General features: G+C 69.4%; 27 protein-coding genes and 4 tRNA genes. 9 read left to right on the forward strand and 22 right to left on the reverse strand.

Going from position 1 to position 23,361, the window contains the following annotated elements; all coding sequences use genetic code 11:
- Window positions 1-229 precede the first annotated feature (229 nt).
- The 9 genes from rplL to ACFYWX_RS27570 form a co-directional block, all read right to left on the reverse strand.
- Window positions 230-619: a 50S ribosomal protein L7/L12 gene (gene rplL, locus ACFYWX_RS27530; RefSeq protein ID WP_389426792.1), complete on the reverse strand. Its 390-nt coding sequence runs from the start codon at window positions 617-619 to the stop codon at window positions 230-232.
- A 125-nt stretch (window positions 620-744) separates the two neighbouring features.
- Entirely contained in the window at window positions 745-1,275 is a 531-nt protein-coding gene (gene rplJ / locus ACFYWX_RS27535; RefSeq protein ID WP_389426793.1) for a 50S ribosomal protein L10, read from the reverse strand.
- A 288-nt stretch (window positions 1,276-1,563) separates the two neighbouring features.
- Entirely contained in the window at window positions 1,564-2,424 is an 861-nt protein-coding gene (locus tag ACFYWX_RS27540) for a DUF1396 domain-containing protein (protein WP_389426794.1), read from the reverse strand.
- A gap of 122 nt (window positions 2,425-2,546) precedes the next feature.
- Window positions 2,547-3,461, reverse strand: a complete 915-nt coding sequence (locus ACFYWX_RS27545) for a hypothetical protein (RefSeq protein WP_389426795.1) — start codon at window positions 3,459-3,461, stop codon at window positions 2,547-2,549.
- Window positions 3,462-3,654: 193 nt separating this feature from the next.
- Window positions 3,655-4,380, reverse strand: coding sequence for a 50S ribosomal protein L1 (rplA, locus tag ACFYWX_RS27550; protein ID WP_389426796.1), 726 nt, complete (start codon window positions 4,378-4,380; stop codon window positions 3,655-3,657).
- A gap of 91 nt (window positions 4,381-4,471) precedes the next feature.
- Window positions 4,472-4,906, reverse strand: coding sequence for a 50S ribosomal protein L11 (gene rplK, locus ACFYWX_RS27555; protein ID WP_033528316.1), 435 nt, complete (start codon window positions 4,904-4,906; stop codon window positions 4,472-4,474).
- A 236-nt stretch (window positions 4,907-5,142) separates the two neighbouring features.
- Window positions 5,143-6,054 (reverse strand): transcription termination/antitermination protein NusG, encoded by a 912-nt coding sequence (gene nusG / locus ACFYWX_RS27560; RefSeq protein WP_389426797.1) that lies wholly within the window; start codon window positions 6,052-6,054, stop codon window positions 5,143-5,145.
- Between the two features lie 81 nt (window positions 6,055-6,135).
- Window positions 6,136-6,423, reverse strand: a complete 288-nt coding sequence (secE, locus tag ACFYWX_RS27565) for a preprotein translocase subunit SecE (RefSeq protein WP_037680499.1) — start codon at window positions 6,421-6,423, stop codon at window positions 6,136-6,138.
- A gap of 108 nt (window positions 6,424-6,531) precedes the next feature.
- A tRNA-Trp gene (locus ACFYWX_RS27570) sits at window positions 6,532-6,604 on the reverse strand.
- Between the two features lie 282 nt (window positions 6,605-6,886).
- On the opposite strand from ACFYWX_RS27570, the gene ACFYWX_RS27575 reads away from it, so the two are divergent.
- Both ACFYWX_RS27575 and ACFYWX_RS27580 read left to right on the forward strand, forming a co-directional pair.
- On the forward strand, window positions 6,887-8,113 hold the full coding sequence (locus tag ACFYWX_RS27575) for a pyridoxal phosphate-dependent aminotransferase (RefSeq protein WP_389426798.1): 1,227 nt from the start codon (window positions 6,887-6,889) through the stop codon (window positions 8,111-8,113).
- Window positions 8,114-8,250: 137 nt separating this feature from the next.
- A complete protein-coding gene (locus tag ACFYWX_RS27580; RefSeq protein WP_389426799.1) occupies window positions 8,251-9,288 on the forward strand; it encodes an adenosine deaminase in 1,038 nt (345 codons plus the stop codon).
- A gap of 56 nt (window positions 9,289-9,344) precedes the next feature.
- Here ACFYWX_RS27580 and ACFYWX_RS27585 read toward each other — a convergent pair whose 3' ends face one another.
- The 8 genes from ACFYWX_RS27585 to ACFYWX_RS27620 all read right to left on the reverse strand — a co-directional run bounded on the left by ACFYWX_RS27585 (window position 9,345) and on the right by ACFYWX_RS27620 (window position 14,205).
- Window positions 9,345-10,400: a UDP-N-acetylmuramate dehydrogenase gene (locus ACFYWX_RS27585; RefSeq protein ID WP_389426800.1), complete on the reverse strand. Its 1,056-nt coding sequence runs from the start codon at window positions 10,398-10,400 to the stop codon at window positions 9,345-9,347.
- Window positions 10,401-10,521: 121 nt separating this feature from the next.
- On the reverse strand, window positions 10,522-11,967 hold the full coding sequence (locus tag ACFYWX_RS27590; RefSeq protein ID WP_389426801.1) for a DHA2 family efflux MFS transporter permease subunit: 1,446 nt from the start codon (window positions 11,965-11,967) through the stop codon (window positions 10,522-10,524).
- A 94-nt stretch (window positions 11,968-12,061) separates the two neighbouring features.
- Window positions 12,062-12,631, reverse strand: coding sequence for a TetR/AcrR family transcriptional regulator (locus tag ACFYWX_RS27595; RefSeq protein ID WP_389426802.1), 570 nt, complete (start codon window positions 12,629-12,631; stop codon window positions 12,062-12,064).
- Between the two features lie 139 nt (window positions 12,632-12,770).
- Window positions 12,771-13,199 carry a MaoC family dehydratase gene (locus ACFYWX_RS27600; RefSeq protein ID WP_389426803.1) on the reverse strand — a complete coding sequence of 143 codons (429 nt, stop codon included), beginning with the start codon at window positions 13,197-13,199 and terminating at the stop codon, window positions 12,771-12,773.
- 7 nt (window positions 13,200-13,206) lie between these two features.
- Window positions 13,207-13,659 carry a MaoC family dehydratase N-terminal domain-containing protein gene (locus ACFYWX_RS27605; protein ID WP_389426804.1) on the reverse strand — a complete coding sequence of 151 codons (453 nt, stop codon included), beginning with the start codon at window positions 13,657-13,659 and terminating at the stop codon, window positions 13,207-13,209.
- Between the two features lie 101 nt (window positions 13,660-13,760).
- On the reverse strand, window positions 13,761-13,925 hold the full coding sequence (rpmG, locus tag ACFYWX_RS27610; RefSeq protein ID WP_003948671.1) for a 50S ribosomal protein L33: 165 nt from the start codon (window positions 13,923-13,925) through the stop codon (window positions 13,761-13,763).
- Between the two features lie 88 nt (window positions 13,926-14,013).
- Window positions 14,014-14,086, reverse strand: a tRNA-Met gene (locus tag ACFYWX_RS27615).
- A 46-nt stretch (window positions 14,087-14,132) separates the two neighbouring features.
- Window positions 14,133-14,205, reverse strand: a tRNA-Thr gene (locus tag ACFYWX_RS27620).
- Between the two features lie 297 nt (window positions 14,206-14,502).
- Between ACFYWX_RS27620 and ACFYWX_RS27625 the strand changes: the two genes are divergently transcribed.
- From ACFYWX_RS27625 to ACFYWX_RS27635, 3 genes are all read left to right on the forward strand, one after another.
- Window positions 14,503-15,759, forward strand: coding sequence for an amidohydrolase family protein (locus ACFYWX_RS27625; protein ID WP_389426805.1), 1,257 nt, complete (start codon window positions 14,503-14,505; stop codon window positions 15,757-15,759).
- A gap of 369 nt (window positions 15,760-16,128) precedes the next feature.
- The gene (locus ACFYWX_RS27630; RefSeq protein WP_389426806.1) at window positions 16,129-16,785 is read left to right on the forward strand and encodes an SDR family oxidoreductase; all 657 of its coding nucleotides are present in this window, start codon (window positions 16,129-16,131) and stop codon (window positions 16,783-16,785) included.
- A gap of 2 nt (window positions 16,786-16,787) precedes the next feature.
- Window positions 16,788-17,156, forward strand: coding sequence for a nuclear transport factor 2 family protein (locus ACFYWX_RS27635; RefSeq protein WP_389426807.1), 369 nt, complete (start codon window positions 16,788-16,790; stop codon window positions 17,154-17,156).
- A gap of 88 nt (window positions 17,157-17,244) precedes the next feature.
- Here ACFYWX_RS27635 and ACFYWX_RS27640 read toward each other — a convergent pair whose 3' ends face one another.
- Window positions 17,245-17,457, reverse strand: coding sequence for a hypothetical protein (locus ACFYWX_RS27640; protein ID WP_389426808.1), 213 nt, complete (start codon window positions 17,455-17,457; stop codon window positions 17,245-17,247).
- A 172-nt stretch (window positions 17,458-17,629) separates the two neighbouring features.
- On the opposite strand from ACFYWX_RS27640, the gene ACFYWX_RS27645 reads away from it, so the two are divergent.
- Together ACFYWX_RS27645 and ACFYWX_RS27650 are read left to right on the forward strand one after the other, a co-directional pair.
- On the forward strand, window positions 17,630-17,920 hold the full coding sequence (locus ACFYWX_RS27645; RefSeq protein ID WP_389426809.1) for a hypothetical protein: 291 nt from the start codon (window positions 17,630-17,632) through the stop codon (window positions 17,918-17,920).
- 145 nt (window positions 17,921-18,065) lie between these two features.
- Window positions 18,066-18,455 carry a VOC family protein gene (locus ACFYWX_RS27650; RefSeq protein ID WP_389426810.1) on the forward strand — a complete coding sequence of 130 codons (390 nt, stop codon included), beginning with the start codon at window positions 18,066-18,068 and terminating at the stop codon, window positions 18,453-18,455.
- A gap of 780 nt (window positions 18,456-19,235) precedes the next feature.
- Here the strand turns inward: ACFYWX_RS27650 and ACFYWX_RS27655 are convergent.
- Window positions 19,236-19,317, reverse strand: a tRNA-Tyr gene (locus ACFYWX_RS27655).
- Between the two features lie 237 nt (window positions 19,318-19,554).
- On the opposite strand from ACFYWX_RS27655, the gene ACFYWX_RS27660 reads away from it, so the two are divergent.
- Complete coding sequence (locus tag ACFYWX_RS27660; RefSeq protein WP_389426811.1) at window positions 19,555-20,043, forward strand: YajQ family cyclic di-GMP-binding protein; 489 nt, start codon at window positions 19,555-19,557, stop codon at window positions 20,041-20,043.
- A gap of 94 nt (window positions 20,044-20,137) precedes the next feature.
- Here ACFYWX_RS27660 and ACFYWX_RS27665 read toward each other — a convergent pair whose 3' ends face one another.
- Window positions 20,138-20,404: a GlsB/YeaQ/YmgE family stress response membrane protein gene (locus tag ACFYWX_RS27665; RefSeq protein WP_389426812.1), complete on the reverse strand. Its 267-nt coding sequence runs from the start codon at window positions 20,402-20,404 to the stop codon at window positions 20,138-20,140.
- A 208-nt stretch (window positions 20,405-20,612) separates the two neighbouring features.
- On the opposite strand from ACFYWX_RS27665, the gene ACFYWX_RS27670 reads away from it, so the two are divergent.
- Complete coding sequence (locus ACFYWX_RS27670) at window positions 20,613-21,866, forward strand: APC family permease (protein WP_389426813.1); 1,254 nt, start codon at window positions 20,613-20,615, stop codon at window positions 21,864-21,866.
- A 60-nt stretch (window positions 21,867-21,926) separates the two neighbouring features.
- Here the strand turns inward: ACFYWX_RS27670 and ACFYWX_RS27675 are convergent, their stop codons facing one another.
- Both ACFYWX_RS27675 and htpX read right to left on the reverse strand, forming a co-directional pair.
- Complete coding sequence (locus tag ACFYWX_RS27675) at window positions 21,927-22,319, reverse strand: YccF domain-containing protein (protein ID WP_389426814.1); 393 nt, start codon at window positions 22,317-22,319, stop codon at window positions 21,927-21,929.
- Window positions 22,316-23,179 (reverse strand): zinc metalloprotease HtpX, encoded by an 864-nt coding sequence (gene htpX, locus ACFYWX_RS27680; protein WP_389426815.1) that lies wholly within the window; start codon window positions 23,177-23,179, stop codon window positions 22,316-22,318. The genes ACFYWX_RS27675 and htpX overlap by 4 nt, the downstream gene beginning before the upstream one ends.
- Window positions 23,180-23,361 lie beyond the last annotated feature (182 nt).

Here is a 23,361-nt window from a genome sequence, read left to right on the forward strand (position 1 = left end):
GACGCGTCCTGAGAATTGCGCGCTGCGTGCGGTTCGTCAAGGCCCCTTGCCCGAACGCTGGGACACCCGGAGACACGACGAAGATCACCATACCCCTCGGCAACCGAGAGGCAAGGTAACCGTGGCCGACCCCCGACAACGCCGAAGAGCGACCACCCAGATGGATGATCGCTCTTCAGTGCGTGAGCGTTACAGCCCCAGGAGGACTGTTTCAGCCTTCGCGAAGGTCTTACTTGACCTCGACGGAGGCGCCGGCGCCCTTGAGGGACTCGGCGGCCTTCTCGGCGGCGTCCTTGGCGACCTTCTCGAGAACGGGCTTCGGGGCGCCGTCCACGAGGTCCTTGGCCTCCTTCAGACCCAGGGAGGTCAGCTCGCGCACGACCTTGATGACCTGGATCTTCTTGTCGCCGGCACCGGTGAGGATGACGTCGAACTCGTCCTTCTCCTCCTCGGCCTCGGCGGCGCCACCAGCGGCACCACCGGCGACGACGACCGGCGCGGCAGCGGCGGCGGTGACGTCGAACTTCTCCTCGAACGCCTTCACGAACTCGGAGAGCTCGATGAGGGTGAGGTTCTCGAACTGCTCGAGCAGCTCTTCCTGGGACAGCTTCGTCGCCATGTCGGGCGATCCTTCCACTAATTCGGCTGGTGCCGGATGTACATGTCTGGCGGGCGTACGTTCGGCCCGCTACGACCACTCCCCGAGGCGCACAGCCTCAGGCCGCGGTCATTTCGCGAGCCGAGTTACTCGGCACCGCCCTGCTCGTCCTGCTTGGCGCGCAGCGCGTCCACGGTGCGGACGAGCTTCGACGGCAGCGCCTGGAAGACAGAGGCAGCCTGAGACTGCTTGCCCTTCAGAGCACCGGCCAGCTTGGAGAGCAGAACCTCGCGGGACTCGAGGTCCGCAAGCTTCTTGATCTCGTCGGCGGACAGCGCCTTGCCGTCAAGGACACCGCCCTTGATGACGAGGTTCGGGTTGTCCTTGGCGAAGTCACGAAGACCCTTGGCCGACTCCACCGGGTCACCGGTGACGAAGGCGACCGCCGTCGGACCGTTGAACAGGTCGTCGAGCGTCGTGATCCCGGCCTCGTTGGCCGCAATCTTGGTCAGCGTGTTCTTCACCACGGCGTACTGGGCGTTCTCACCGAGCGAACGGCGCAGGTTCTTGAGCTGCGCCACGGTGAGACCCCGGTACTCGGTCAGCACGGCGGCGTTCGAGCTGCGGAACTGCTCCGTCAGCTCGGCCACCGCGGCAGCCTTGTCGGGCCTTGCCATAGAGCGTCGGCCTCCTTCCGGGTGATGAGGACCGCTCGGAAGGGGCCGGCATAAAAACGAAACGCCCCGGCGCAGGCGCACGGGGCGTTGCTCGACCAGGGTTCGCACGCACATCGGCGGCGGACTCTGGGAGCACTTCCACTGACACCTGCGCGGGTCGTCCGCTGTTCAGCGGATCCTTCGGCCACCGAACCCTCTTGCGAGAGAACGGCAACGACCAGCGGTCTTTGGCTTCTGTAGGAGAGTACGTGAACGGATCCCCGTCGAGCAAATCCGCTCCTACGGGGCTCAGGCCTCGTCGAGGTCCTTCATCATCTCGGCCAGGTCCATGGTGTCCTTCGCGGGCGGTGCCGTGATGGTGACCGGCTTGTTGTAGTCGACGAAGGTGAGGGTCAGGTCGAGCTTGCCCTTGTCCCCGTCGCCGCGCATGCGGAACCGCTTGGTGTGGTCGTCGCCGTCGACCCACATGTCCATGGCGAAGCTGTCGACGCCCATGTCCTCGTACTGCTTCATGCTCTTCTCGCGCCGCTCGCGGGTGGCCTTGCTCTCGTCCTTGAAGCTGTCGCGCAGGTCGTCGAGGGTGGCGGTGCCCTTGTAGTGCGTGGTCTTCACCCCGTCGATCGTCTCGGTGCCGACCCTCTCGACGTCCTTGGCGCCGGTGAGGAAGGCGGACTCCGAGGTCGGGTTGCGGTCGGCCTCGGCGAGGCCCTTGGAGTCGGAGTTCAGACCCTTGTCCGCGCCGCCCAGCTCGGAGACGCCGAGCTTCATCCAGCTCTTGCCGTCCATCTCGCCGGCGACCGAGGAGCCACCGATGTACAGCGCCTTGCCGATGACGCGCATCTCCACCGTGCCCTTGACCTCGGGGTCGTCGGGCATGCTGATCTTCATGCTCATGGCCGGGGGCTTCATGCGCATCGCCGCCTCAGCCTCGACGTGGCCCTCCTCCGGCGTCACGCCGGTCATCTTCCAGCGCAGTGAGCTGATCGCCTCCGTCTTCTTCGCCGCCTTGGCGACGGCCGCCACGGGCGACATGGCCGGCGACTCCCCCGAGCCCCCGGCGCAAGCGGTCGCGCCGGAGGCGAGCAGCAGGGCGGCGAGCCCGGCGCCCGTCGCCCGACGGCGCGCGGAACCACGTACGGCAGTCTTCATCGATTCCCCCCAGGAAACACACGGCTGACACACAGCCGGAACCGCGAGCGTATCCCAGGCAAATCGAACGGTCCTCTGATTTCCGTGAGGTTCAGGGGTAGGCCCAGGGGGCGGGGCCGACTTCAGGACGTGGTGCCGCCCTGCTTCCTCAGCAGCGCCCTGAAGTCCTCCGTGTCACCCGCCGGAGGCACCTGCGCGGAGACCTTCACGCCGTAGTCGCTGTAGTACGCGGTCTGGGTCAGCTCACCGGTCGCCGTCTCCCCCTTCTCGACCTTCTTGACCAGCAGGTCCTGGTCGTCGACCCAGATGTCGATGGTCTCGGTGGTGACGCCGGCCTGTTCCAGCTGCTTCTTCAGCGCGGCGAGCTGGCTCGCGCTGAGGCTGGAGTTCTTGGCGGCGAGGTCCGCTACCTCCACCGTGCCCGAGTAGTGCGTGGTGTGCACGCCGCGCACCGTCTCCTCGCCGGCCTTCTTCACATCCCCGGAGGCAAGCAGCAGCTTCACCGACTGGTTGGGCGTGGTGTTCTGCATCTGGTCCTTGAGGTACGCGCCGGAACTGCCGGCGAGCTTCTCCAGGTCGTCGTACGCGTACCTGATCCAGTGCTTGCCGCCCGCCTGCTCGGCGAACTTCTCGCCCATCTTCGCGTAGTAGGCGTCGGGCAGGTAGCGGGCCTCCATCGATGTGGTGCCCAGCTGCTTGCGCATCGTGTCGGCCACGGTGCCGCCGGTGTACGTGAGGGTGAGGGTGCCGTTGAGGCCGTCGCTCCAGGCGAGGGCACCCTCGGACTTCAGGGACATCATCGAGCCCATGACGGTCGTGGCCTCGATCCTGGCGGAGTCGGCCTTGTCCGTGGACTGCTCGGCGGAGCGCAGGGCGGCTATCGGGCTGACGCGGGTCGTGCCCCTGCCCGCCGCCTTGCCGTCGTCCTGCTTGCCGCCCGCGTCCGAGCCCCCCGAGGACGTACAGGCAGCGACCCCCGTCAGCGCGGTCGCCAGCGCGATGGTCAGGGCCACGCGGCGCGCACTCGTGCTCTTCATTTCTCGTCCCACCCCTAAGCGATTGCTGTGCCCGCACGCTAACCCAGGGCACTGACAACCGTGCCCAAAGGCCGCACAAGGCCCCACCAAGAAAGGGCCACAAAGAAAGGGACGGGCCCCGCACCTCGAGAGGTTGCGGGGCCCGTCCTTCTGTGACGCGTTCCGGACGCGGCTACCGGGGAGAGCGCGGGGCTCAGACGGCGGCCGGGTCCTCCTCGACGAGGAGGTTACGGGTGCGGTTCGGGTCGACCGGAATGCCGGGGCCGATCGTGGTGCTGACGGCGGCCTTCTTGATGTAGCGACCCTTGGCGGCGGACGGCTTCAGACGGAGGATCTCCTCCAGCGCCGCGCCGTAGTTCTCCACCAGCTTGGTGTCGTCGAACGACGTCTTGCCGATGATGAAGTGCAGGTTCGAGTGCTTGTCGACGCGGAACTCGATCTTGCCGCCCTTGATTTCGGTGACGGCCTTGGCCACGTCGGGGGTGACGGTGCCGGTCTTCGGGTTCGGCATCAGACCACGCGGACCGAGCACGCGGCCGAGGCGGCCGACCTTGCCCATGAGGTCCGGGGTGGCGACGACGGCGTCGAAGTCCAGGCGGCCCTTCGAGACCTCGTCGATCAGTTCGTCGGAGCCGACGATGTCGGCGCCGGCGGCCTCCGCGGCCGCAGCACGGTCACCGGTCGCGAAGACCAGGACCCGGGCGGTCTTACCGGTGCCGTGCGGAAGGTTCACGGTGCCACGGACCATCTGGTCGGCCTTGCGCGGGTCGACACCCAGACGGAAGGCGACCTCGACGGTGCCGTCGAACTTGGACGTGGAGGTCTCCTTGGCGAGACGGACGGCCTCGAGCGGGGCGTAGAGCTTGTCCCGGTCGACCTTGGCGTCCGCAGCGCGGAGAGACTTGCTGCGCTTGCTCACTACTGCTCCTGTGTGTTCTGAAGGAGTCGTGGTAAGGGCCGAGCAGGCCCTGCCACGCGCGGCCGAAGCCGCATTACTACGAAGGTGGGGGTCAGCCCTCGACCGTGACGCCCATGGAACGCGCGGTACCGGCGATGATCTTCGCGGCGGCGTCCAGGTCGTTGGCGTTGAGGTCGGGCATCTTCGTCGTGGCGATCTCGCGGACCTGCGCCTCGGTGATCTTGGCGACCTTGGTCTTGTGCGGCTCGCCGGAGCCCTTCTCGATGCCCGCGGCCTTGAGGATCATCTTGGCGGCCGGAGGCGTCTTGGTGACGAAGGTGAAGGAACGGTCCTCGTAGACCGTGATCTCCACCGGGATGACCCAACCGCGCTGCGACTCGGTCGCGGCGTTGTAGGCCTTGCAGAACTCCATGATGTTGACGCCGTGCTGACCCAGCGCGGGGCCGACCGGCGGAGCCGGGTTGGCGGCACCGGCCTGGATCTGGAGCTTGATGAGCCCCGTGACCTTCTTCTTCTTGGGAGGCATAGCTCTCCGGGTCCTTTCGAATCGAGTTTGCCCTCGCCCGGGTCGCGTCCCGGATGAAGGCATACCGCACAACGATAACGGGTATGGATGCGCGGCCAAAAACCGAGCAGGTCAGACGGGCAAGAGCCCACCTGACCTGGCACGGAGATGGCGTGCGGCACGCCCCGTCAGAGGCGCGGGGGAACTGCGCGACCAGCCCCCACCGGCGCGCACGGGGCGAACCGGCCGACGAAGCTCTAGTTCTTCTGGATCTGGTCGAAGCTCAGCTCGACCGGCGTCTCGCGGCCGAAGATCTCCACCAGGCCCTTGACCTTCTTCGAGTCGGGGTTGATCTCGTTGATGGTCGCCTGCAGCGTGGCGAACGGACCGTCGGTGACGGTGACCGAGTCGCCCACCTCGAAGTCCAGCACCTGGACCTCGACCTTGCGCTGCGGAGCCGGCTTGCCCTCGGCCTCGGCGGCCTCGCGGGCGGCCTTCTCCTCGGCCTCCGGAGCGAGCATCTTGACGATCTCGTCCAGCGTCAGCGGGTACGGGTCGTAGGCGTTGCCCACGAAGCCGGTGACACCGGGGGTGTTACGGACGACGCCCCAGGACTCGTTCGTCAGGTCCATGCGCACCAGGACGTAGCCAGGGAGCTTGTTCTGGCGGATGGTCTTGCGGTCGCCGTTCTTGATCTGGACGACCTCTTCCTGCGGCACCTCGGCCTGGAAGATGTAGTCCTCGACGTTCAGCGAGACGGCACGCTGCTCGAGGTTGGTCTTCACGCGGTTCTCGTAGCCGGCGTAGGTGTGGATGACGTACCACTCGCCGGGCAGGGTCCGCAGTTCCTCGCGCAGGGCCTCGATGGGGTCGACGGGCTCGGACTCCTCGTCCTCCTCCTCGGCGACCTCGTCCTCGCCGGTGACCTCGTCCTCGCCGGTGACCTCGTCCTCGCCGGTGACCTCGTCCTCGCCGGTGACCTCGTCCTCGCCGGTGACCTCGTCCTCGTCCTCGTCCACGGCGTGCAGGGCGGCCTCCTCGGCCGGCTCCCCCGCCTCGGCCTCGGCAGCCTCGAACTCGTCCTGCTCGTCCGCGCCCTCGACGATGTCGAGCTCGTCATCGACCGCCTTGTCGGGCTCGATGGCGTCGTTCAGGTTCGGGTCAGACACGATGGCTGCTTCTTCCTGGATACATAGGGGTGGAACATGCGAAAAGGGGCGCCGGGTACCTCGGCGCCCTTCGCTCTCGGCTCAGCCGAAGACGTACTTGGCGGCGTGACTGAGTCCATAGTCAATCACGGTCACCAGGCCGATCATGATGACGACGAAGACGATCACAACGGTCGTGTACGTCGTCAGCTGATTACGCGTCGGCCAGACGACCTTGCGCAGTTCAGCGATGATCTGACGATAGAAGAGCGCGAGGCGCTTCAGCGGGCCCTTCTTGGCGCGCTTGCCGCCCTTACGAGCCTTCTTCTTGGACTCGGGCGCCTCGTCCTGGGCATCAGGCGTATCGATGGAGCCCACGGCGTCCGCCATTCGTCCTCACCTGTTCCCGGGTCGTGGCCGTGCCGCGCCCGGTCTGAGCCGCACGGCGGTGCATTGCTGTACGTACATGCGCACACATCCTGGCGAAGGTGTGTGTAGCAGGGCCGGAGGGACTTGAACCCCCAACCGCTGGTTTTGGAGACCAGTGCTCTACCAATTGAGCTACGACCCTTTGTGTGTCCCCAACGTACCGCATCCGACCGGGTGCTCGGTGTGCACCTGTGGTGGCACGGCTGTTGGAGGCCAACGAGGTGAGAGTGTACGTGTTCCTGGGCGCCTCGTCGAACAGAAAGTGGCCGGCCGGGCCCCGAGAACGCAAGATCGCCGGTCGGGAGGGCGAAGATCGCCAGGCCACTGCCCGGTTTCCGGACAGTTGTTCAGGACCTGGTCCGGTGCTGTTCAGTCTGTGAAACCCGCGTGCCGGGGGAGTTTCCGGTCTGAAACGATGGGCTCCATGAGCGCTGCAACCCCTCCCACCGAGCGCCGGGTCTCCGCCCGCATCGGCGCGATCTCCGAGTCCGCGACCCTTGCCGTGGACGCCAAGGCGAAGGCCCTCAAGGCCGCCGGGCGTCCGGTGATCGGCTTCGGCGCGGGTGAGCCCGACTTCCCGACGCCCGACTACATCGTCGACGCCGCCGTCGAGGCCTGCAAGAACCCCAAGTACCACCGGTACACCCCGGCCGGCGGCCTGCCCGAGCTGAAGGCCGCGATCGCCGCGAAGACCCTGCGCGACTCCGGCTACGAGGTCGACGCCTCCCAGGTCCTGGTGACCAACGGCGGCAAGCAGGCCATCTACGAGGCCTTCGCCGCGATCCTCGACCCGGGCGACGAGGTCATCGTCCCGGCGCCGTACTGGACGACCTACCCGGAGTCGATCCGCCTGGCCGGCGGTGTCCCGGTCGAGGTCGTCGCCGACGAGACGACCGGGTACCGCGTCTCCGTGGAGCAGCTGGAGGCGGCCCGCACCGAGCACACCAAGGTGCTGCTCTTCGTCTCCCCCTCCAACCCGACCGGCGCGGTCTACACGCGCGCGCAGATCGAGGAGATCGGCCGCTGGGCCGCCGAGAAGGGCCTGTGGGTCCTGACCGACGAGATCTACGAGCACCTGGTGTACGGCGACGCGGAGTTCCACTCCCTGCCGGTCGTCGTGCCCGAGCTGGCCGACAAGACCATCGTGGTCAACGGTGTCGCCAAGACGTACGCGATGACGGGCTGGCGCGTGGGCTGGGTCATCGGCCCCAAGGACGTCGTCAAGGCCGCGACGAACCTCCAGTCGCACGCCACGTCGAACGTCTCCAACGTGGCCCAGGTGGCCGCCCTGGCCGCCGTCTCCGGCAACCTCGACGCCGTCGCGAAGATGCGTGAGGCCTTCGACCGGCGCCGCAAGACCATCGTGCGGATGCTCAACGAGATCGACGGCGTGCTCTGCCCGGAGCCCGAGGGCGCGTTCTACGCCTACCCCTCGGTGAAGGGGCTGCTCGGCAAGGAGATCCGGGGCAAGCGCCCGGCGGACACGGTCGAGCTGGCCGCGCTGATCCTGGAGGAGGCCGAGGTCGCGGTCGTCCCTGGTGAGGCGTTCGGCACGCCGGGCTACCTGCGGCTGTCGTACGCGCTCGGTGACGAGGATCTCGTCGAGGGCGTGAGCCGGATCCAGAAGCTGCTGGCTGAGGCCAGGGACTGACGCCCACGTCACGTACGGGGGTCACCTTCACCTACGGATTTTCGTGGGTGAAGGTGACCCCCGTTGCTGTGTGCGAGCAAGACCACGTTCGGGGAAAGAGCTACCGGCACGGCGTCCACGTACGGCAGGATCTTTGGATGGAGCGTGTACGTGATGTCTCTGACCTGCCGAAGGCCCATCTGCACCTGCACTTCACCGGTTCGATGCGGCCCGGCACCGTGCTGGAACTGGCCGACAAGCACGGCGTGCGCCTGCCCGACGCGCTGACGGAGGCGCTGACGAGCGGGGAACCGCCAAAGCTGCGGGCCACGGACGAGCGGGGCTGGTTCCGCTTCCAGCGCCTGTACGACGCCGCCCGGTCGTGCCTGCGGACGCCGGAGGACATCCAGCGCCTGGTCAGAGAGGCTGCCGAGGAGGACGTGCGGGACGGCTCGGGCTGGCTGGAGATCCAGGTGGACCCGACGTCGTACGCGCCACGCCTGGGTGGTCTGATTCCCGCTCTGGAGATCATCCTGGACGCCGTGGAGACGGCGTCGCGCGAGACGGGCCTCGGCATGCGGGTCCTGGTGGCCGCGAACCGTATGAAGCACCCGCTGGACGCCCGCACGCTGGCCCGTCTGGCCGTCCGCTACGCCGACCGCGGCGTGGTCGGGTTCGGGCTCTCCAACGACGAGCGCCGGGGCATGGCGAGGGACTTCGACCGTGCCTTCGCGATCGCGCGGGAGGCCGGCCTGATGTCTGCGCCGCACGGCGGCGAGCTGACCGGCCCGTCCTCGGTCCGCGACTGCCTGGACGACCTGCACGCACACCGCATCGGCCACGGCGTCCGGGCGGCGGAGGACCCGCGCCTGATGAAGCGGCTGGCGGAGCGGGGCGTGACGTGCGAGGTGTGCCCGGCCTCGAACGTGGCCCTGGGCGTCTACGAGAAGCCGGAGGACGTCCCCCTGCGCACCCTCTTCGGGGCGGGCGTCCCGCTGGCCCTCGGCGCCGACGACCCCCTCCTCTTCGGCTCCCGGCTGGCCGCCCAGTACGACATCGCCCGCCGCCACCACGCCTTCACCGACGAGGAGCTCGCCGAACTGGCCCGCCAGTCGGTACGGGGCTCGGCGGCGCCGCAGGACGTGAAGGACAAGCTGCTGGCAGGCGTGGACGACTGGCTGGCACAGCCGGTCTAGAGCCGCTCGACGCGCCTGGAAGAGCTGGAGCCTGACGCGCCTGGAAGACCTGGAGCCTAGAGGCCGACCCCGACCGTCACCGGTTCGTTGGCCAGGGTGATACCGAAGGCCTCACGCACCCCGGCGACGACCTCGCGGGCCAGCGCCAGCAGGTCCTCCGTGGTCGCCTCTCCCCGGTTGGTGAGGGCGAGCGTGTGCTTGGTGGAGATGCGGGCGGGACCGGTGCCGTAGCCCTTGGTGAAGCCCGCCTTGTCGATCAGCCAGGCCGCGGAGGTCTTGGTGCGCCCCTCCCCCGCGGGGTAGGCGGGCGGCTCGACGTCTTCGCCCAGGCGCTCCTTCACGCGCGCGTGGAAGACGGCGAAGTCGGCGTTCGTGAGGATCGGGTTGGTGAAGAACGATCCGGCCGACCAGGTGTCGTGGTCCTCGGGGTCCAGCACCATGCCCTTGCCCGCGCGCAGCTTCAGCACGGTCTCGCGGGCGTCGGCGAGCGGCACGCGGTCGCCGGGCTCCACGCCGAGCGCCCGGGCCGTCTCGGCGTACTTGAGCGGCGCCGACAGCCCGCCCGCGTCCTCCAGCTCGAAGCGGACGCGCAGGACGACGTACCGCTCGGGGTCCGCCTTGAAGCGGCTGTGGCGGTAGGAGAAGGCGCACTCGGCGTTGGTGAGAGTGACCGTCTCGCCGGTGCGGCGGTCGTAGGCGATCACCTCGGTGATCGTGGAGGACACCTCCTGCCCGTACGCCCCCACATTCTGGATCGGCGTCGCACCCGCCGAACCGGGAATCCCGGCCAGACACTCGACACCGGCCAGCCCCGCCTCGACGGTCCGCGCCACGGCGTCCGTCCACACCTCACCGGCCGCGAGTTCCAGACGCGTGCCGACCAGCTCGAACCCGCGCGTGGCAATCCGCAGAGCGGTCCCCGCGAAGCCCTTGTCACCGATCACCAGGTTCGACCCACCCCCGATGACCAGCAACGGCGTCCCCGCGGCGTCGGCCTCCCGCACCGCGTCGATCACCTCGGCGTCGGTCGCGGCGGTGAGCAGCCGGGTCGCGGGCCCACCCAGCCGAAAGGTGGTCAACGGGGCGAGAGACGCATCATGAAGTTCCTGCACCCGCCCAAGACTACGAGACACCACCGACGCCCAGCCGCGGGCAGTCGCGCCGCCACCACCCCCAGCCCGCCACGCGCGCGTACGGCCCCGCCGACAGTGGCGGGGCCGTACGCGCGCGTGCTCAGTGACCGACGCTCTCCAGAACGGGCGCCGACTCGGCTCCGGTCACGACCTGGGCCGTGCGTCGCCGACCCGGGATCAGCAGCGCCGCGACACCGGCCAGCGCCACCACACCCGCCCCGGTGAACAGCGCCGGCCGCAGCCCGTCCACAAACGCCTGCCCGCTCTCGTAGCCGCCCTGCGCCGAGAAGATCGACGACATGATCGCGATGCCGAGCGCCCCACCGACCTCACGCAACGCGTTGTTCGCACCGGACGCGACCCCCTGCTCCTGCGGTCGAACGCTGGACATCACCAGATTCGAGGCAGGGGCGAAGAACAGCGCCATGCCGATGCCGCTCATGATCAGACCGGGCAGCTGCACGGCGTACGACGCGTCGACGGTGACCACGAAGGCCATCCAGCCGAGGCCGGCGGCCTGGAAGAACAGGCCGGTCGCGACGACGGGCCTGCCGCCGATGCGGTCGGAGAGGATTCCGGCGATCGGCGCGACGAGCATCGGCATGCCGGTCCAGGGCAGCATCCTGAGCCCCGCCTCGGTGGGCGAGTACCCGAGCACCCCCTGGAGGTACTGGCTGAGCAGGAAGATCGACCCGAACATCCCGAGGAACATCAGCAGACTCGCGGCGTTGATCCCGGAGAAGGCGCGGGAGCGGAAGAGCCGCATCGGCAGCATCGGGTTCGCGTTACGGATGCCGTGGTGGACGAAGCCGGTCAGCAGCGCGGCGCCCGCGAACAGGCCGATCAGGACGAACGGGCTGGTCCAGCCGTCGGCGGGCCCGCGCACCAGGCCGTAGACGATCCCGAAGAGGCCGCCGCTGGCGAGCAGGGTGCCGGGGATGTCGAGCGGGGCACCGGTGCCGTGGGACTCGGCGAGGCGCAGCCGGGCCAGCGGCAGCAGGGCGAGGCCCAGCGGGACGTTCAGCCAGAAGATCCACTGCCAGGAGATGTGTTCGGTGAGGCTGCCGCCGATGAGGGGCCCGGAGGCGACGGCGAGTCCGTTGACGGCGCCCCAGATGCCGTACGCCATCCCGCGCCTGGCGGCGGGCACGGCAGCGGTGAGCAGGGTCAGCGTCAGCGGCATGAGCACGGCCGCGCCGACCCCCTGCACCGCGCGGGCGGCGATCAGGGAGCCGATCCCGGGCGCCAGGGCCGCCGCGGCGGAGGCGCCGGTGAAGACGGTGAGCCCGGCGAGGAAGAGTCGGCGACGGCCGAAGCGGTCGCCGAGTGCCGCGCCGAACATCAGCAGGACGGCGAAGGTGAGCGTGTAGGCGCTCACGGTCCATTCCAGGTCGTCCAGCGCTCCCCCGAGGTCCTCGCGGATGGAGGGCAGGGCGGTGGTGACGACGAGGTTGTCGAGGGCCGCCATGAATCCGGCGACGCTGGTGATCACGAGGGCCCAGGCGGCTCCTCCGCGACCTGTGGCCTGTGCGGTCTGCTGTGACATCTCTCCCCCAGAGGATGCTTGCATCTCTACTAATTAGTTATTGCTGACTAACTTTCGTGCCCATGAAAAGGCGCCGAACCGCCGCACCCTTCTTCTACTTCTCCAGCCGCCCCGTGGCCCGGGCCGACGGGTACATCCCCTGCCAGACCTGGTGCTCGGGCGGGAACCCCATCGCCTGAAGGGTGTTGACGAGCATGCCGTACGCCAGGAACGTCGTCGTCTCGTTCAGATCGGCGCCGAGCGGCAGGTGCACCGTCTCCCAGAGCCTCATCCAGCCGGCCCGCACGGCCTCGCCGAACTCGTGGTCACCCTCCGCCTCGGCGGCCGCGACCGTGATGTACGTCTGCATCTGCATCAGGAGCCGCTCGGGGTGCTCCTCGATCAGTTGCACATACGCGTTGGCCATGGCGTGCAGGGCTTCCTCGCCCGTCAGCCCCTCGGCCGCCTCCTCGAAGACGCGACAGACGTCCTCGACGCACCGGAGCGAGGCGGCGGCGAAGATCGCCTTCTTTCCCGGGAAGAGCCGGAAGAGGTACGGCTGCGAGACACCCACGCGCCGGGCGATCGCCTCGGTGGAGGTGCCGTAGTAGCCCCTCTGCGAGAACTCGGCGATCGCCGCGCGGACGACACTCTCGCGCCTCTCCGCTGCACTCATCCTGACCATGAAGAGAAAGTTAGTGCTCAATCACTAACTAAGTCAAGGAGGTCTCTTCAGTCGCTCCAAGAGGGGCTCCCGCGGTGGCGCATGGGTAAGGGGCGTCCGCCCTTGCGGACGCCCCTTACCCATGCGCTCGGCGCCGGTCTCAACCCAGCCGTACAACCGCCCGCGACATGCCCAGCACCTTCTGGCCGTCGCTCGTCGCCGTCAGGTCGACCCGCACGGTGTTGTCGTCGAGCTTGGCGCCGACCTTGCCGGTGACCTCGATGACGGCACCCTTGTCGTCGTCGGGAACGACGACCGGGCGGGTGAAGCGCACGCCGTACTCGACGACCGCGCCCGGGTCGCCGGCCCAGTCGGTGACCACGCGGATCGCCTCGGCCATGGTGAACATGCCGTGCGCGATGACGTCCGGCAGCCCGACCTCCTTGGCGAACCTCTCGTTCCAGTGGATCGGGTTGAAGTCCCCGGACGCGCCCGCGTACTGGACGAGGGTGGCGCGGGTCACGGGGAAGGTCTGGGCCGGCAGTTCGGTGCCGACCTCGACGTCGTCGTAAGCGATCTTCGCCGTCATCGTGTCCTCACGCCTCCTCGGCCGCGCGGGCCACCAGCTTGGTCCAGGCGGTCACGACGTGCTCGCCGGCCTCGTCGTGGACCTCACCCCGGATGTCCAGGATGTCGTTGCCCGCGAGGGACTTGATCGCCTCGATGGTCGAGGTGACCGTGAGCCGGTCGCCGGCGCGCACCGGGCGGACGTAGGCGAACTTCTGGTCGCCGTGCACCACACGGCTGTAGTCCAGGCCGAGCTGCGGGTCCGCGATGACCTGCCCCGCGGCCTTGAAGGTGATCGCGAAGACGAAGGTCGGCGGGGCGACCACATCGGGGTGGCCGAGCGCCTTGGCGGCCTCCGGGTCCGAGTAAGCGGGGTTGGAGTCCCCCACCGCCTCGGCGAACTCGCGGATCTTCTCCCGGCCGACCTCATAGGGGTCGGTGGGCGGGTAGGTCCGCCCCACGAAGGACTGGTCGAGCGCCATGGGCTCGGCACCTCCTGGTTGCTCTACTGACCGGTATGGGTCGCTCAACGACGCGAGGCCGCCCCCGATCACTCGGGGACGGCCTCGTGTACGAGCCTGTTTTATCGCGTTTCGCGGTGCGCAGTGTGCGCGTTGCAACGCGGGCAGTGCTTCTTCATCTCAAGACGGTCCGGGTTGTTACGCCGGTTCTTCTTGGTGATGTAGTTCCGCTCCTTGCACTCCACGCAGGCCAGCGTGATCTTCGGGCGGACGTCGGTGGCAGCCACGTGAGTGCTCCTTGACGGACGGATTGACTGTATTAACGCAGAAATAGTAGCCGATCGAAGGACCGACCCCGCAATCGGCTACTGCGTGTAGCGGTGACCGGACTTGAACCGGTGACACAGCGATTATGAGCCGCTTGCTCTACCGACTGAGCTACACCGCTGAGATGCGATCGGGCCCCGCCTCGCGGCGGGAACCTCTCACACCAGAGCCCCAATACGGAATCGAACCGTAGACCTTCTCCTTACCATGGAGACGCTCTGCCGACTGAGCTATTGGGGCGAGCGATGAAGACATTACACGCTCGACAGCCGTTCACCCAAATCCGTTTCGCGCCGCTCATCGGGCCCCGTTCCACGGCCTCCACAGCGGCCTCCGACGCCCCTCGGACCCGGCCAACCACACCGGTACGACTAGTTCGCTCCTCCCCGCCGGGGGCAGGGCGCCGCCCTAGGCTCGACTCACTCTGCGTGATCTTGAGCCCCCGTGCGCAGCACCGAGCACAGCCTGAGCAGAGCCCGAGCACAGCCTGCAGAGCCCGAGCACAGACGCGAGCACAGCCCGAGCACCTGGAGCCCGATGCCCGACAGCCCGCCGCAGTCGTCCCCGTCGTCGCCCACGCCGGGCCGGGCCTCCGAGCCCTCCCTCCTGCTGTGCGGGGCAAGGCTCGCCGACGGCCGGGCGGTCGACGTACGGCTCGGCGGCGGGCGCATCGAGGCGGTCGGCACGGCGGGCAGCCTGGCGACCGGCCCGGCGCCCGGCGGCGGCGCCCGGGTGGACCTCAGCGGCTATCTACTCCTGCCCGCCCCGGCCGAGGCCCACGCCCACGCCGACACCGCGCTGTCCGCCGACGGCGACGGACCGGTCTCGTACGCCCCCGAGGACGTCCAGTGCCGGGCGACGGAGGCCGCGTTGCTGCAACTCGGGCACGGGGCGACCGCACTGCGCGCACACGTGCGTGTGGGCGACGTGCAGGGGCTCGGCGCGCTGGCCGCCGTCCTGCAGGCCCGGCGTTCGCTGCGCGGGCTCGCCGAGGTGACGACGGTGGCCGTACCGCGGGTGCTGACCGGGGTGGCCGGAGCCGACGGGCTGGCGGTGCTGCGGGACGCCATGAAGATGGGCGCCTCCGTGGTGGGCGGCTGTCCCGACCTGGACCCCGATCCGACGGGCTACGTGGAGGCCGTCCTGGAGGTCGCCTCCGAGCACGGCTGCCCCGTCGACCTGCACACCGACGCCGACGACCCGGCCCGCCTCGCCCGTCTCGCGGCGATGGCCGGCGGACTGCGCCCCGGCGTCACCTTCGGCCCGTGCGGCGGCCTGGCGCGGCTGCCCGCCGAGATGGCCTCCCGTACCGCCGGCCGGCTCGCGGCGGCCGGGGTGACGGTGGTGTGCCTCCCGCAGGGCGGCTGCGGGGGCGCCGAGGGCCGCGACACGGCACCGGTCGGGCTGTTGCGCGCGGCCGGGGTGCGGGTGGCAGCCGGCAGCGGCGCACTGCGGGACGTGTCGAACCCGGTGGGCCGCGGGGACCCGCTGGAGGCGGCCTACCTGCTGGCCTCCCGCCACGGCCTGCGCCCCGAGGACGCGTACGACGCGGTCAGCGCGTCCGCGCGAGCGGCGCTGGGCCTGCCCGAGGTCCGCGTCGAGGCGGGCTTCCCCGCCGAGTTGCTCGCCGTGCGCGGGGACGGGCTCGCGGGCGCGCTGTCACTGGCGTACAGCCGGATCGTGATCCACCGGGGCCGGGTGGTGGCGAGGACGAGCGCGGTACGGGAGTACTGCGACTCGGCGGCGGCCGCGGAGTTGGGGTTGCCACGACAGGGGCGGGGGGAGCCGTCGTAGGCGCGGGGGCGGGGCCTTGGGCGGGTGGGCTGACGTGGGCGTGCGTGGAGGCGTGAACCTCGGGGGTGGGCGGACGTGGGCCTGGGCGGGGGGCGTGGACTTCGGCGGACGTGGGCCTGGGCGGGGGGCGTGGACTTCGGGGGTGCGCGGGCGCGGGCCAGCGCGGGGGCGTGAACCTCGGGGGCGCCGGACGCGGGCCCACGCTGAGGCGGGCCTGCGGGCCTGCGGGGATGCGGGCCTGCGGGGATGCGGGCCTGCGGGGATGCGTGGGCGGGGCCTTCCCGCTGTGCGCAGGTCACGGTGTCGTATTCCTGGGGCGCGGCCGAAGTCATGGGGCGGATGCGGCCGTCCGGGCGTACGGTCGAAGGCATGCGCATTGTCATCGCTGGTGGTCATGGTCAGATCGCGCTGCGGCTGGAGCGGTTGCTCGCCGGGCGTGGGGACGAGGTCGCGGGGATCATCCGCAAGGCCGAACAGGGCGACGCCCTGCGGGAGGTCGGCGCCGAACCGGTCGTACTGGATCTGGAGTCGGCCTCGGTCGAAGAGGTCGCGGCGCGGTTGCGGGGCGCGGACGCGGTGGTGTTCGCGGCGGGCGCGGGCCCAGGCAGCGGGGTGGGCCGCAAGGAGACGGTGGACAGGGGCGCGGCGGTGCTGTTCGCGGACGCGGCGGTCGAGGCGGGCGTACGCCGCTTCGTGGTCGTGTCCTCCATGGGCGCGGACCCGGAGCACCGGGGCGACGAGGTGTTCGACGTGTATCTGCGCGCCAAGGGTGAGGCCGACGCGTACGTCCAGGGTCGGGATGCCCTGGACTGGACGATCCTGCGCCCCGGTTCGCTGACGGACGACCCCGGCACCGGTCTCGTCCGTCTGGAGGCCCACACGGGCCGCGGCCCGGTCCCGCGCGACGACGTGGCCGCCGCACTCGCGGAGCTCGTGGACACCCCGGCGACGACCGGTCTGACCCTGGAGCTGATCGGCGGTTCGACGCCGGTGTCGGTCGCGGTGAAGTCCGTCGCGGGGAACTGAGCATGACCGTGCCGGCCTCGCGGGAGGACATGCTGCGCCGCATGTACGAGGTGTTCTCGACGGACGAGCGGGACACCTTCGTCGCAGGGTGCCTGGCGACCGACGTGGACTGGCCGAACGTGCTGGACGGAACCCGGCTGCACGGCCGGGAGGCGGTACGGGCGTACTGGGCACGGCAGTTCGCCTCCGCCCATCCCCTCGTACGACTGGAGGGGCTGCGGCTCGACCGGGACGGCGAGGCGGTGGTGGTGACCGTACGGCAGGGGTTGCGGACCGCGGACGGGGATCACTGGGCCGGGACGGTGGAGCACGTGTACCGCTTCGGCGGGGACGGGCTGGTGACCCGGATGGACGTACGGACGGTGTCCTAGAACGCCTCGGATGCCGGGCCTGGAACGGGTGGGGCGTCGGGCCTGGAACGGCTGGGCCGCCGGGCCTGGAACAGCTGGGCCGCCGGGCCTAGAACAGCGGCAGCTGCCCGGGGAAGTCCGGCAGGACGTGACCGTCCAACGACGGCTGGACCGCGCCCAGTTGGGCCTGGCGGCGGGAGCCGGGACAGGAGGTCAGTTCCCCGTGCTCCCGTGCGCCAGGCGGGTCATGGCGTGCGAAGCGGCCCGCGACGACGGCGATCTCCCGACGGCACTCGGGGCAGGTCCTACGGCGGGACGACATACGTCCGTCAACTCCTTCGGTTCGGCGGCCGGTCCAACGGGTTCCACCGGTCCCGATTCTCCCCTCCGCCCCCCTGCGCTCGCCCCTCCGCTCGCCGGTCGGGTCGACACACCTCGACACGGACCCCTGCTCGGCGCGCGGAAACGCGCTCGACTCCTTAGGATCCGACCACGTGGCACACACTTTCGAGGAACTCGTGGAGAAGCAGCGCACGGCGAACGAGGCGCATGGCAGGGTCGTGCAGCTGCGGGACACGTTCGGGGCTCCCACCGCGGAGCCGTGGACCAAGGAACAGACCGACACCTACGAGACCGCGTGGCGGGCGTGGCGCGACCTGGCGCGGGACGTGCAGTCAGCGGTGACCGAGTACGCCAAGGGCGAGGGGAAGCTGCGCCACGACGTCGAGGCGGACGTGAAGAAGGCGGCGCGGGCGAGCACGGACGAGCCGGGCGGGGAGGAGTAGCCGGGGGCTCGACGGGCGGACGACCGCGGTCCTTATCGCCTACCGCCGTGGAGTCGACCATGACTAGGATCTACGGCAGCATCGCGTGTCGGTCACCGACTGGGTGAGGCATGGAGGTGTCGGGACATGCCCATGGAGGCATTCCTTGTCAGTCGAGTTGAACCACACGATCGTCCATGCCCGGGACAACCGGGAGTCCGCCGAGTTCTTCGTGGACCTGCTGGACCTTGAGATCACCGCCGAGTGGGGCCCGTTCATCGCGGTCGCCCTGAACAACGGCGTCACCCTGGACTTCGCCACGATCCCCGCGGACCGGATCACCCCGCAGCACTACGCCTTCCTCGTCTCCGAGGAGCAGTTCGACGGGGCGTATGCACGGATCAGGCAGCACAACATCGAGCACTACGCCGATCCGCAACAGCAACAGCCGGGCACCATCAACCACAACGACGGCGGCCGCGGCGTCTACTTCATGGACCCCACAGGCCACGCCATGGAACTCATCACCGTCCCGTACGGCGGCTGGCAGTCGTAGGCACCTCCCCTGGGAAGACTGAGCCGGCAGATCGCACGGGCCGGCTCAGCTCCTGCCCATTGGGCCACCATGGCCGTTCAAGAGCCGTTCGAAGCCGGGTCGCCCGGGTCGCCCGGGTCGCCCGGGTCAGCGTGGTGGACCATCGGCTTCCACTCCCCGTGTCGAGCGTGGCCGGAACACTGCCAACTCACCGACCACCGTCCGCCCTGACTGACCGATGCGGCGGGAGACGGTTGCGTCACAGCCGCCGAGAACATGCGGATCTCGAAGCCCCGCGAGAAGTCAGCGACCCAACCGAGGGCGTTGCACGTGACGCCATCTGTCGTGAACTTCCACTCGGACAGGACCTGAGGGTTCGGGAGCGGCCGCGTGGCAGGCTCTTGAGTACCGCCGTTTCCGCTGATCAACGCGGCACCAATCGTCGCCAACGACGCGATCAGTGCCGCGATGGTGGGCTGCCATTGAAGCGCCTTGCCCACAGACCGACCGGACGGCTCAGGACCGGGCGCCGGATGGCCGGGCAAGCCAGCTACGCGATCTTCGTCATCCGGCGAGGACGCCGCCGCCATGAATGCACTCCTGTGTAGTTGTTACTCCAAGTGACTCAATCATCCCAGACAGTCATGGAGCCTCGCGCGGGAATCGCATCAGACCCCCGAACAACTGGAGTGCGCACAACTCCAGTTAGCGCCGGAGCCACCCCCTTGCCCCGGCCCCTGGGCACAAGAAAGACCCCCTCCACTCCGCGTCTCCGCAGAGTAGAGGGGGTCTTCCCCAGAGTGGCGGCGCCAGGATTCGAACCTGGGAAGGCTGAGCCGGCAGATTTACAGTCTGCTCCCTTTGGCCGCTCGGGCACACCGCCGGGTTTGCTGCCCGTTCGAACCGCTTTTCGGCGGTGCTCCGTGGCAACGACGTAAACAATACCCGATAGGGAGGGGTGCTTCGCCACCCGATTGATCACCACCCGGAGGGGGCGGGGTGGCTAGGCTTGACCGGATGCGGCCCGGGACTCATGCCGGGCTCGGCGGCAGGCCCCACGTACGCCGATGCGCACCCGAACCGCACCCGATACGCACCCCGATACAAGGAGCCACAGGACATGGCCGACTCCAGTTTCGACATCGTCTCGAAGGTCGAGCGGCAGGAGGTCGACAACGCCCTCAACCAGGCCGCCAAGGAGATCTCGCAGCGCTACGACTTCAAGGGCGTGGGCGCCTCGATCTCGTGGTCCGGGGAGAAGATCCTCATGGAGGCGAACTCCGAGGACCGGGTGAAGGCCATCCTCGACGTCTTCCAGTCCAAGCTGATCAAGCGCGGGATCTCCCTGAAGGCTCTGGACGCGGGCGAGCCGCAGCTCTCGGGCAAGGAGTACAAGATCTTCGCGTCGATCGAGGAGGGCATCTCCCAGGACAACGCGAAGAAGGTGGCGAAGATCATCCGTGATGAGGGTCCCAAGGGCGTGAAGGCGCAGGTGCAGGGCGAGGAACTGCGCGTCAGTTCCAAGAGCCGCGACGACCTGCAGGCCGTCATCGCCCTCCTGAAGGGCAAGGACTTCGACTTCGCGGTCCAGTTCGTGAACTACCGGTGATGTACGAGGAAGGGGTGTGCGCCCTCGGCGTCCACCCCTTCCTCGGTCGTCTTCCTCGATCGTCTTCCTCGGTCGTCTTCCTCTGTCGCGTGCGTCAGTTGCGTGAGTTGCCGAACAGCAGGCGGTACACGACGAGCAGGACGAACGAGCCGCCGATCGCCGCGGCCCAGGTCGCGCCGTCGTAGAAGTCCTTGGTGATGGGGTGGTCCAGCCAGCGGGACGAGATCCAGCCGCCGATGAACGCGCCCGCGATGCCGATGAGGGTCGTACCGATGAAGCCGCCCGGGTCACGGCCCGGTAGCAGGAACTTGGCGATGGCTCCGGCCAACAGTCCCAGGATGATCCAGCTGATGATGCTCATGCCCTGAACCTGCCCTTCCGCGCTGTGCTCGCACTGTTCCGGCACTGTGTTTTGGATCGGGACGGGGCAGTTCTTTGCCGTGTTGTGCCCTGCCGTGCTGGGCCGTGAGGTTCCTCACGGCCCCTCGTCACGCTGTGTTCGTGCCGTGTCGATGAAGAGGACGTCACGGCTCCGTCTGCCGGTTGCATCGGTCAGTAGGGTGCGCCTCATGACTCAGTCCGGATCCGCGTCCGCCGAGCTGCGGCGCACCCTGGGCGTCGCGGACGCCGTGGTCATCGGCCTCGGTTCGATGGTCGGCGCCGGTATCTTCGCCAGCCTGGGGCCCGCGGCGCACGCGGCCGGGTCCGGACTGCTGCTCGGGCTCGCCGTGGCCGCGGTGGTCGCCTACTGCAACGCGATGTCGTCGGCGCGGCTGGCCGCGCTGTATCCCGCCTCGGGCGGCACGTACGTGTACGGGCGTGAGCGGCTCGGGCCGTTCTGGGGGTATCTGGCGGGCTGGTCGTTCGTGGTCGGGAAGACGGCCTCCTGTGCGGCGATGGCGTTGACCGTGGGGGCGTACGTCTGGCCGGAGCAGGCACACGCGGTGGCGGTCGCGGCCGTGGTGGCGCTGACCGTGGTGAACTACGGCGGCATCCAGAAGTCGGCGTGGCTGACGCGGGTGATCGTGGCGGTGGTGCTGGCCGTCCTCGCCTGTGTGGTGGTCGTGTGTCTGGGGTCGAGCGCGTCCGACGCCGGGCGGCTGGACATCGGGGCCTCCGAGGGTGCGGGCGGGGTGTTGCAGGCCGCCGGTCTGCTGTTCTTCGCGTTCGCCGGGTACGCGCGCATCGCGACTCTCGGCGAGGAGGTCCGGGATCCGGCGCGCACCATTCCCCGCGCGATCCCGCTGGCCCTGGGCATCGCGCTCGTCGTGTACGCGGCTGTCGCGGTGGCTGTCCTTTCCGTGCTGGGGGCACAAGGGCTCGGGCAGGCGGGCGCGCCGCTGGCCGACGCGGTGCGGGCGGCCGGGGCGGCGTGGCTGGTGCCGGTGGTGCGGGTCGGTGCTGCCGTGGCCGCGCTGGGCTCGCTGCTCGCGCTGATCCTGGGCGTGTCGCGGACGACGCTGGCCATGGCGCGGGACCGGCATCTGCCGGGGTCGCTGGCCGCCGTGCATCCGCGCTTCCAGGTACCGCACCGGGCGGAGCTGGCCGTGGGCGCGGTCGTCGCGGTCCTCGCCGCCACGGTGGACGTGCGGGGCGCGATCGGGTTCTCCTCCTTCGGTGTGCTGGCCTACTACGCGGTGGCCAACGCCTCGGCCTGGACGCTCGATTCGGCTCCGGCGACGCGGGTCGTACCGGCGGTGGGCCTCGTCGGGTGCGTGGTCGTGGCGTTCGCGCTGCCGGGGGTCTCGGTGGTCGTGGGCGCGGCCGTACTGGCGGTGGGCGTGATCGCGTACGGCGTACGGCGGCGGGTGGCCGCCCGTTAGCGGGATGGGACGGCCGTGCCCTGCACAGGTCTCAACGGCCCGCCCTGACGGCTGGTTCCCTCAGCGGCCCGCGAACGGCTCGTCCGTGGGCACGATTTCGCGGCCCAGCGGGAGCAGGGAGACCGGGATCAGCTTGAAGTTGGCGATGCCGAACGGGATGCCGATGATCGTGAGGCACAGGGCGATGCCGGTGGCGATGTGGGCGAGCGTCAGCCACCAGCCCGCGAGAACGAGCCAGAGCACGTTGCCGATGCAGGAGGGGGCGCCGGCGTCGCGCCGCTCGATCGTCGTGTAGCCGAACGGCCAGAGGGCGTAGACGCCGATCCGAAAGGCAGCCACGCCGAACGGGATGCCGATGATGGTGATGCAGAGGAGGAGGCCCGCGGCCAGGTAGCCGAGGAACAGCCAGAAGCCGCTCAGGACGAGCCATATGACGTTCAGGATGGTCTTCACTGGGTGCCACCTGCCATCTTCTCGAGCCGGGCGATGCGTTCCGCCATCGGCGGGTGCGTCGAGAACATCTTTGAGAAGCCCTGCCCCGGGCGGAACGGGTTCGCGATCATCATGTGGCTCGCGGTCTCGATGCGCGGCTCGGGGGGCAGCGGGAGCTGCTTGGTGCCCGACTCCAACTTGCGCAGGGCGTCGGCCAGGGCCAGGGGGTCGCCGGTGAGCTGGGCGCCGGAGGCGTCCGCCTCGTACTCCCTGGAGCGGCTGATGGCGAGCTGGATGAGGCTGGCGGCGAGCGGGCCCAGGATCATGATCAGGAGCAGACCGAGGATGCCGGGGCCGTCGTCGTCGTCCGAGCGGCCGATCGGGATGAGCCAGGCGAAGTTGACCAAGAACATGATCACCGAGGCGAGGGCGCCGGCGACCGACGAGATCAGGATGTCGCGGTTGTAGACGTGGCTGAGCTCGTGGCCGATGACGCCGCGCAGTTCGCGCTCGTCCAGGATGCGCAGGATGCCCTCCGTGCAGCACACGGCGGCGTTGCGCGGGTTGCGGCCGGTCGCGAAGGCGTTGGGTGCCTCTGTCGGGGAGATGTACAGGCGGGGCATGGGCTGGCGGGCCTGGGTGGAGAGGTCGCGGACCATCCGGTACAGGGCCGGGGCCTCGAACTCGCTCACCGGGCGGGCGCGCATCGCGCGGAGCGCCAGCTTGTCGCTGTTCCAGTACGCGTACGCGTTGGTGCCGAGGGCGACGAGGAGCGCGACGATCAGTCCCGTACGGCCGAAGAAACTGCCGATGAGGATGATGAGTGCGGACAGTCCCCCGAGGAGAACTGCCGTCCTGAGCCCGTTGTGCCGGCGGTGCACGGTACGCCCTCCAGGTCGTGCGGCAGGGACAACCCATTGCCTGCGGTCTTCTCTGGTGTCTCCGATGCCACTGGTGCCGTACTGTCACGTCCCCAGTGGACCCTCCCGTACTGGTCAACGCCAGGCGGGGGCCACGGGTTCCCTTGTGCGTACGGCGGCGCGCGTGCGCCGTCCGGGTGACG

This window comes from Streptomyces sp. NPDC002888 (genome assembly GCF_042888465.1).
Lineage (GTDB): Bacteria > Actinomycetota > Actinomycetes > Streptomycetales > Streptomycetaceae > Streptomyces.

Bases quoted from the DNA above. Each gene is read 5' to 3' on its own strand.
- ACFYWX_RS27605 (WP_389426804.1), bottom strand. From the start codon at position 13,659: ATGGCGCTCGACCAGTCCTTCGTGGGGCGGACCTACCCGCCCACCGAC.
- ACFYWX_RS27540 (WP_389426794.1), bottom strand. From the start codon at position 2,424: ATGAAGACTGCCGTACGTGGTTCCGCGCGCCGTCGGGCGACGGGCGCC.
- secE (WP_037680499.1), bottom strand. From the start codon at position 6,423: ATGGCGGACGCCGTGGGCTCCATCGATACGCCTGATGCCCAGGACGAG.
- ACFYWX_RS27625 (WP_389426805.1), top strand. From the start codon at position 14,503: ATGCCCGACAGCCCGCCGCAGTCGTCCCCGTCGTCGCCCACGCCGGGC.
- ACFYWX_RS27670 (WP_389426813.1), top strand. From the start codon at position 20,613: ATGACTCAGTCCGGATCCGCGTCCGCCGAGCTGCGGCGCACCCTGGGC.
- rplK (WP_033528316.1), bottom strand. From the start codon at position 4,906: ATGCCTCCCAAGAAGAAGAAGGTCACGGGGCTCATCAAGCTCCAGATC.
- ACFYWX_RS27580 (WP_389426799.1), top strand. From the start codon at position 8,251: ATGGAGCGTGTACGTGATGTCTCTGACCTGCCGAAGGCCCATCTGCAC.
- ACFYWX_RS27545 (WP_389426795.1), bottom strand. From the start codon at position 3,461: ATGAAGAGCACGAGTGCGCGCCGCGTGGCCCTGACCATCGCGCTGGCG.
- ACFYWX_RS27590 (WP_389426801.1), bottom strand. From the start codon at position 11,967: ATGTCACAGCAGACCGCACAGGCCACAGGTCGCGGAGGAGCCGCCTGG.
- ACFYWX_RS27600 (WP_389426803.1), bottom strand. From the start codon at position 13,199: ATGACGGCGAAGATCGCTTACGACGACGTCGAGGTCGGCACCGAACTG.
- ACFYWX_RS27575 (WP_389426798.1), top strand. From the start codon at position 6,887: ATGAGCGCTGCAACCCCTCCCACCGAGCGCCGGGTCTCCGCCCGCATC.
- ACFYWX_RS27595 (WP_389426802.1), bottom strand. From the start codon at position 12,631: ATGGTCAGGATGAGTGCAGCGGAGAGGCGCGAGAGTGTCGTCCGCGCG.
- rplJ (WP_389426793.1), bottom strand. From the start codon at position 1,275: ATGGCAAGGCCCGACAAGGCTGCCGCGGTGGCCGAGCTGACGGAGCAG.
- ACFYWX_RS27635 (WP_389426807.1), top strand. From the start codon at position 16,788: ATGACCGTGCCGGCCTCGCGGGAGGACATGCTGCGCCGCATGTACGAG.
- ACFYWX_RS27630 (WP_389426806.1), top strand. From the start codon at position 16,129: ATGCGCATTGTCATCGCTGGTGGTCATGGTCAGATCGCGCTGCGGCTG.
- ACFYWX_RS27640 (WP_389426808.1), bottom strand. From the start codon at position 17,457: ATGTCGTCCCGCCGTAGGACCTGCCCCGAGTGCCGTCGGGAGATCGCC.
- ACFYWX_RS27660 (WP_389426811.1), top strand. From the start codon at position 19,555: ATGGCCGACTCCAGTTTCGACATCGTCTCGAAGGTCGAGCGGCAGGAG.
- ACFYWX_RS27665 (WP_389426812.1), bottom strand. From the start codon at position 20,404: ATGAGCATCATCAGCTGGATCATCCTGGGACTGTTGGCCGGAGCCATC.
- rplL (WP_389426792.1), bottom strand. From the start codon at position 619: ATGGCGACGAAGCTGTCCCAGGAAGAGCTGCTCGAGCAGTTCGAGAAC.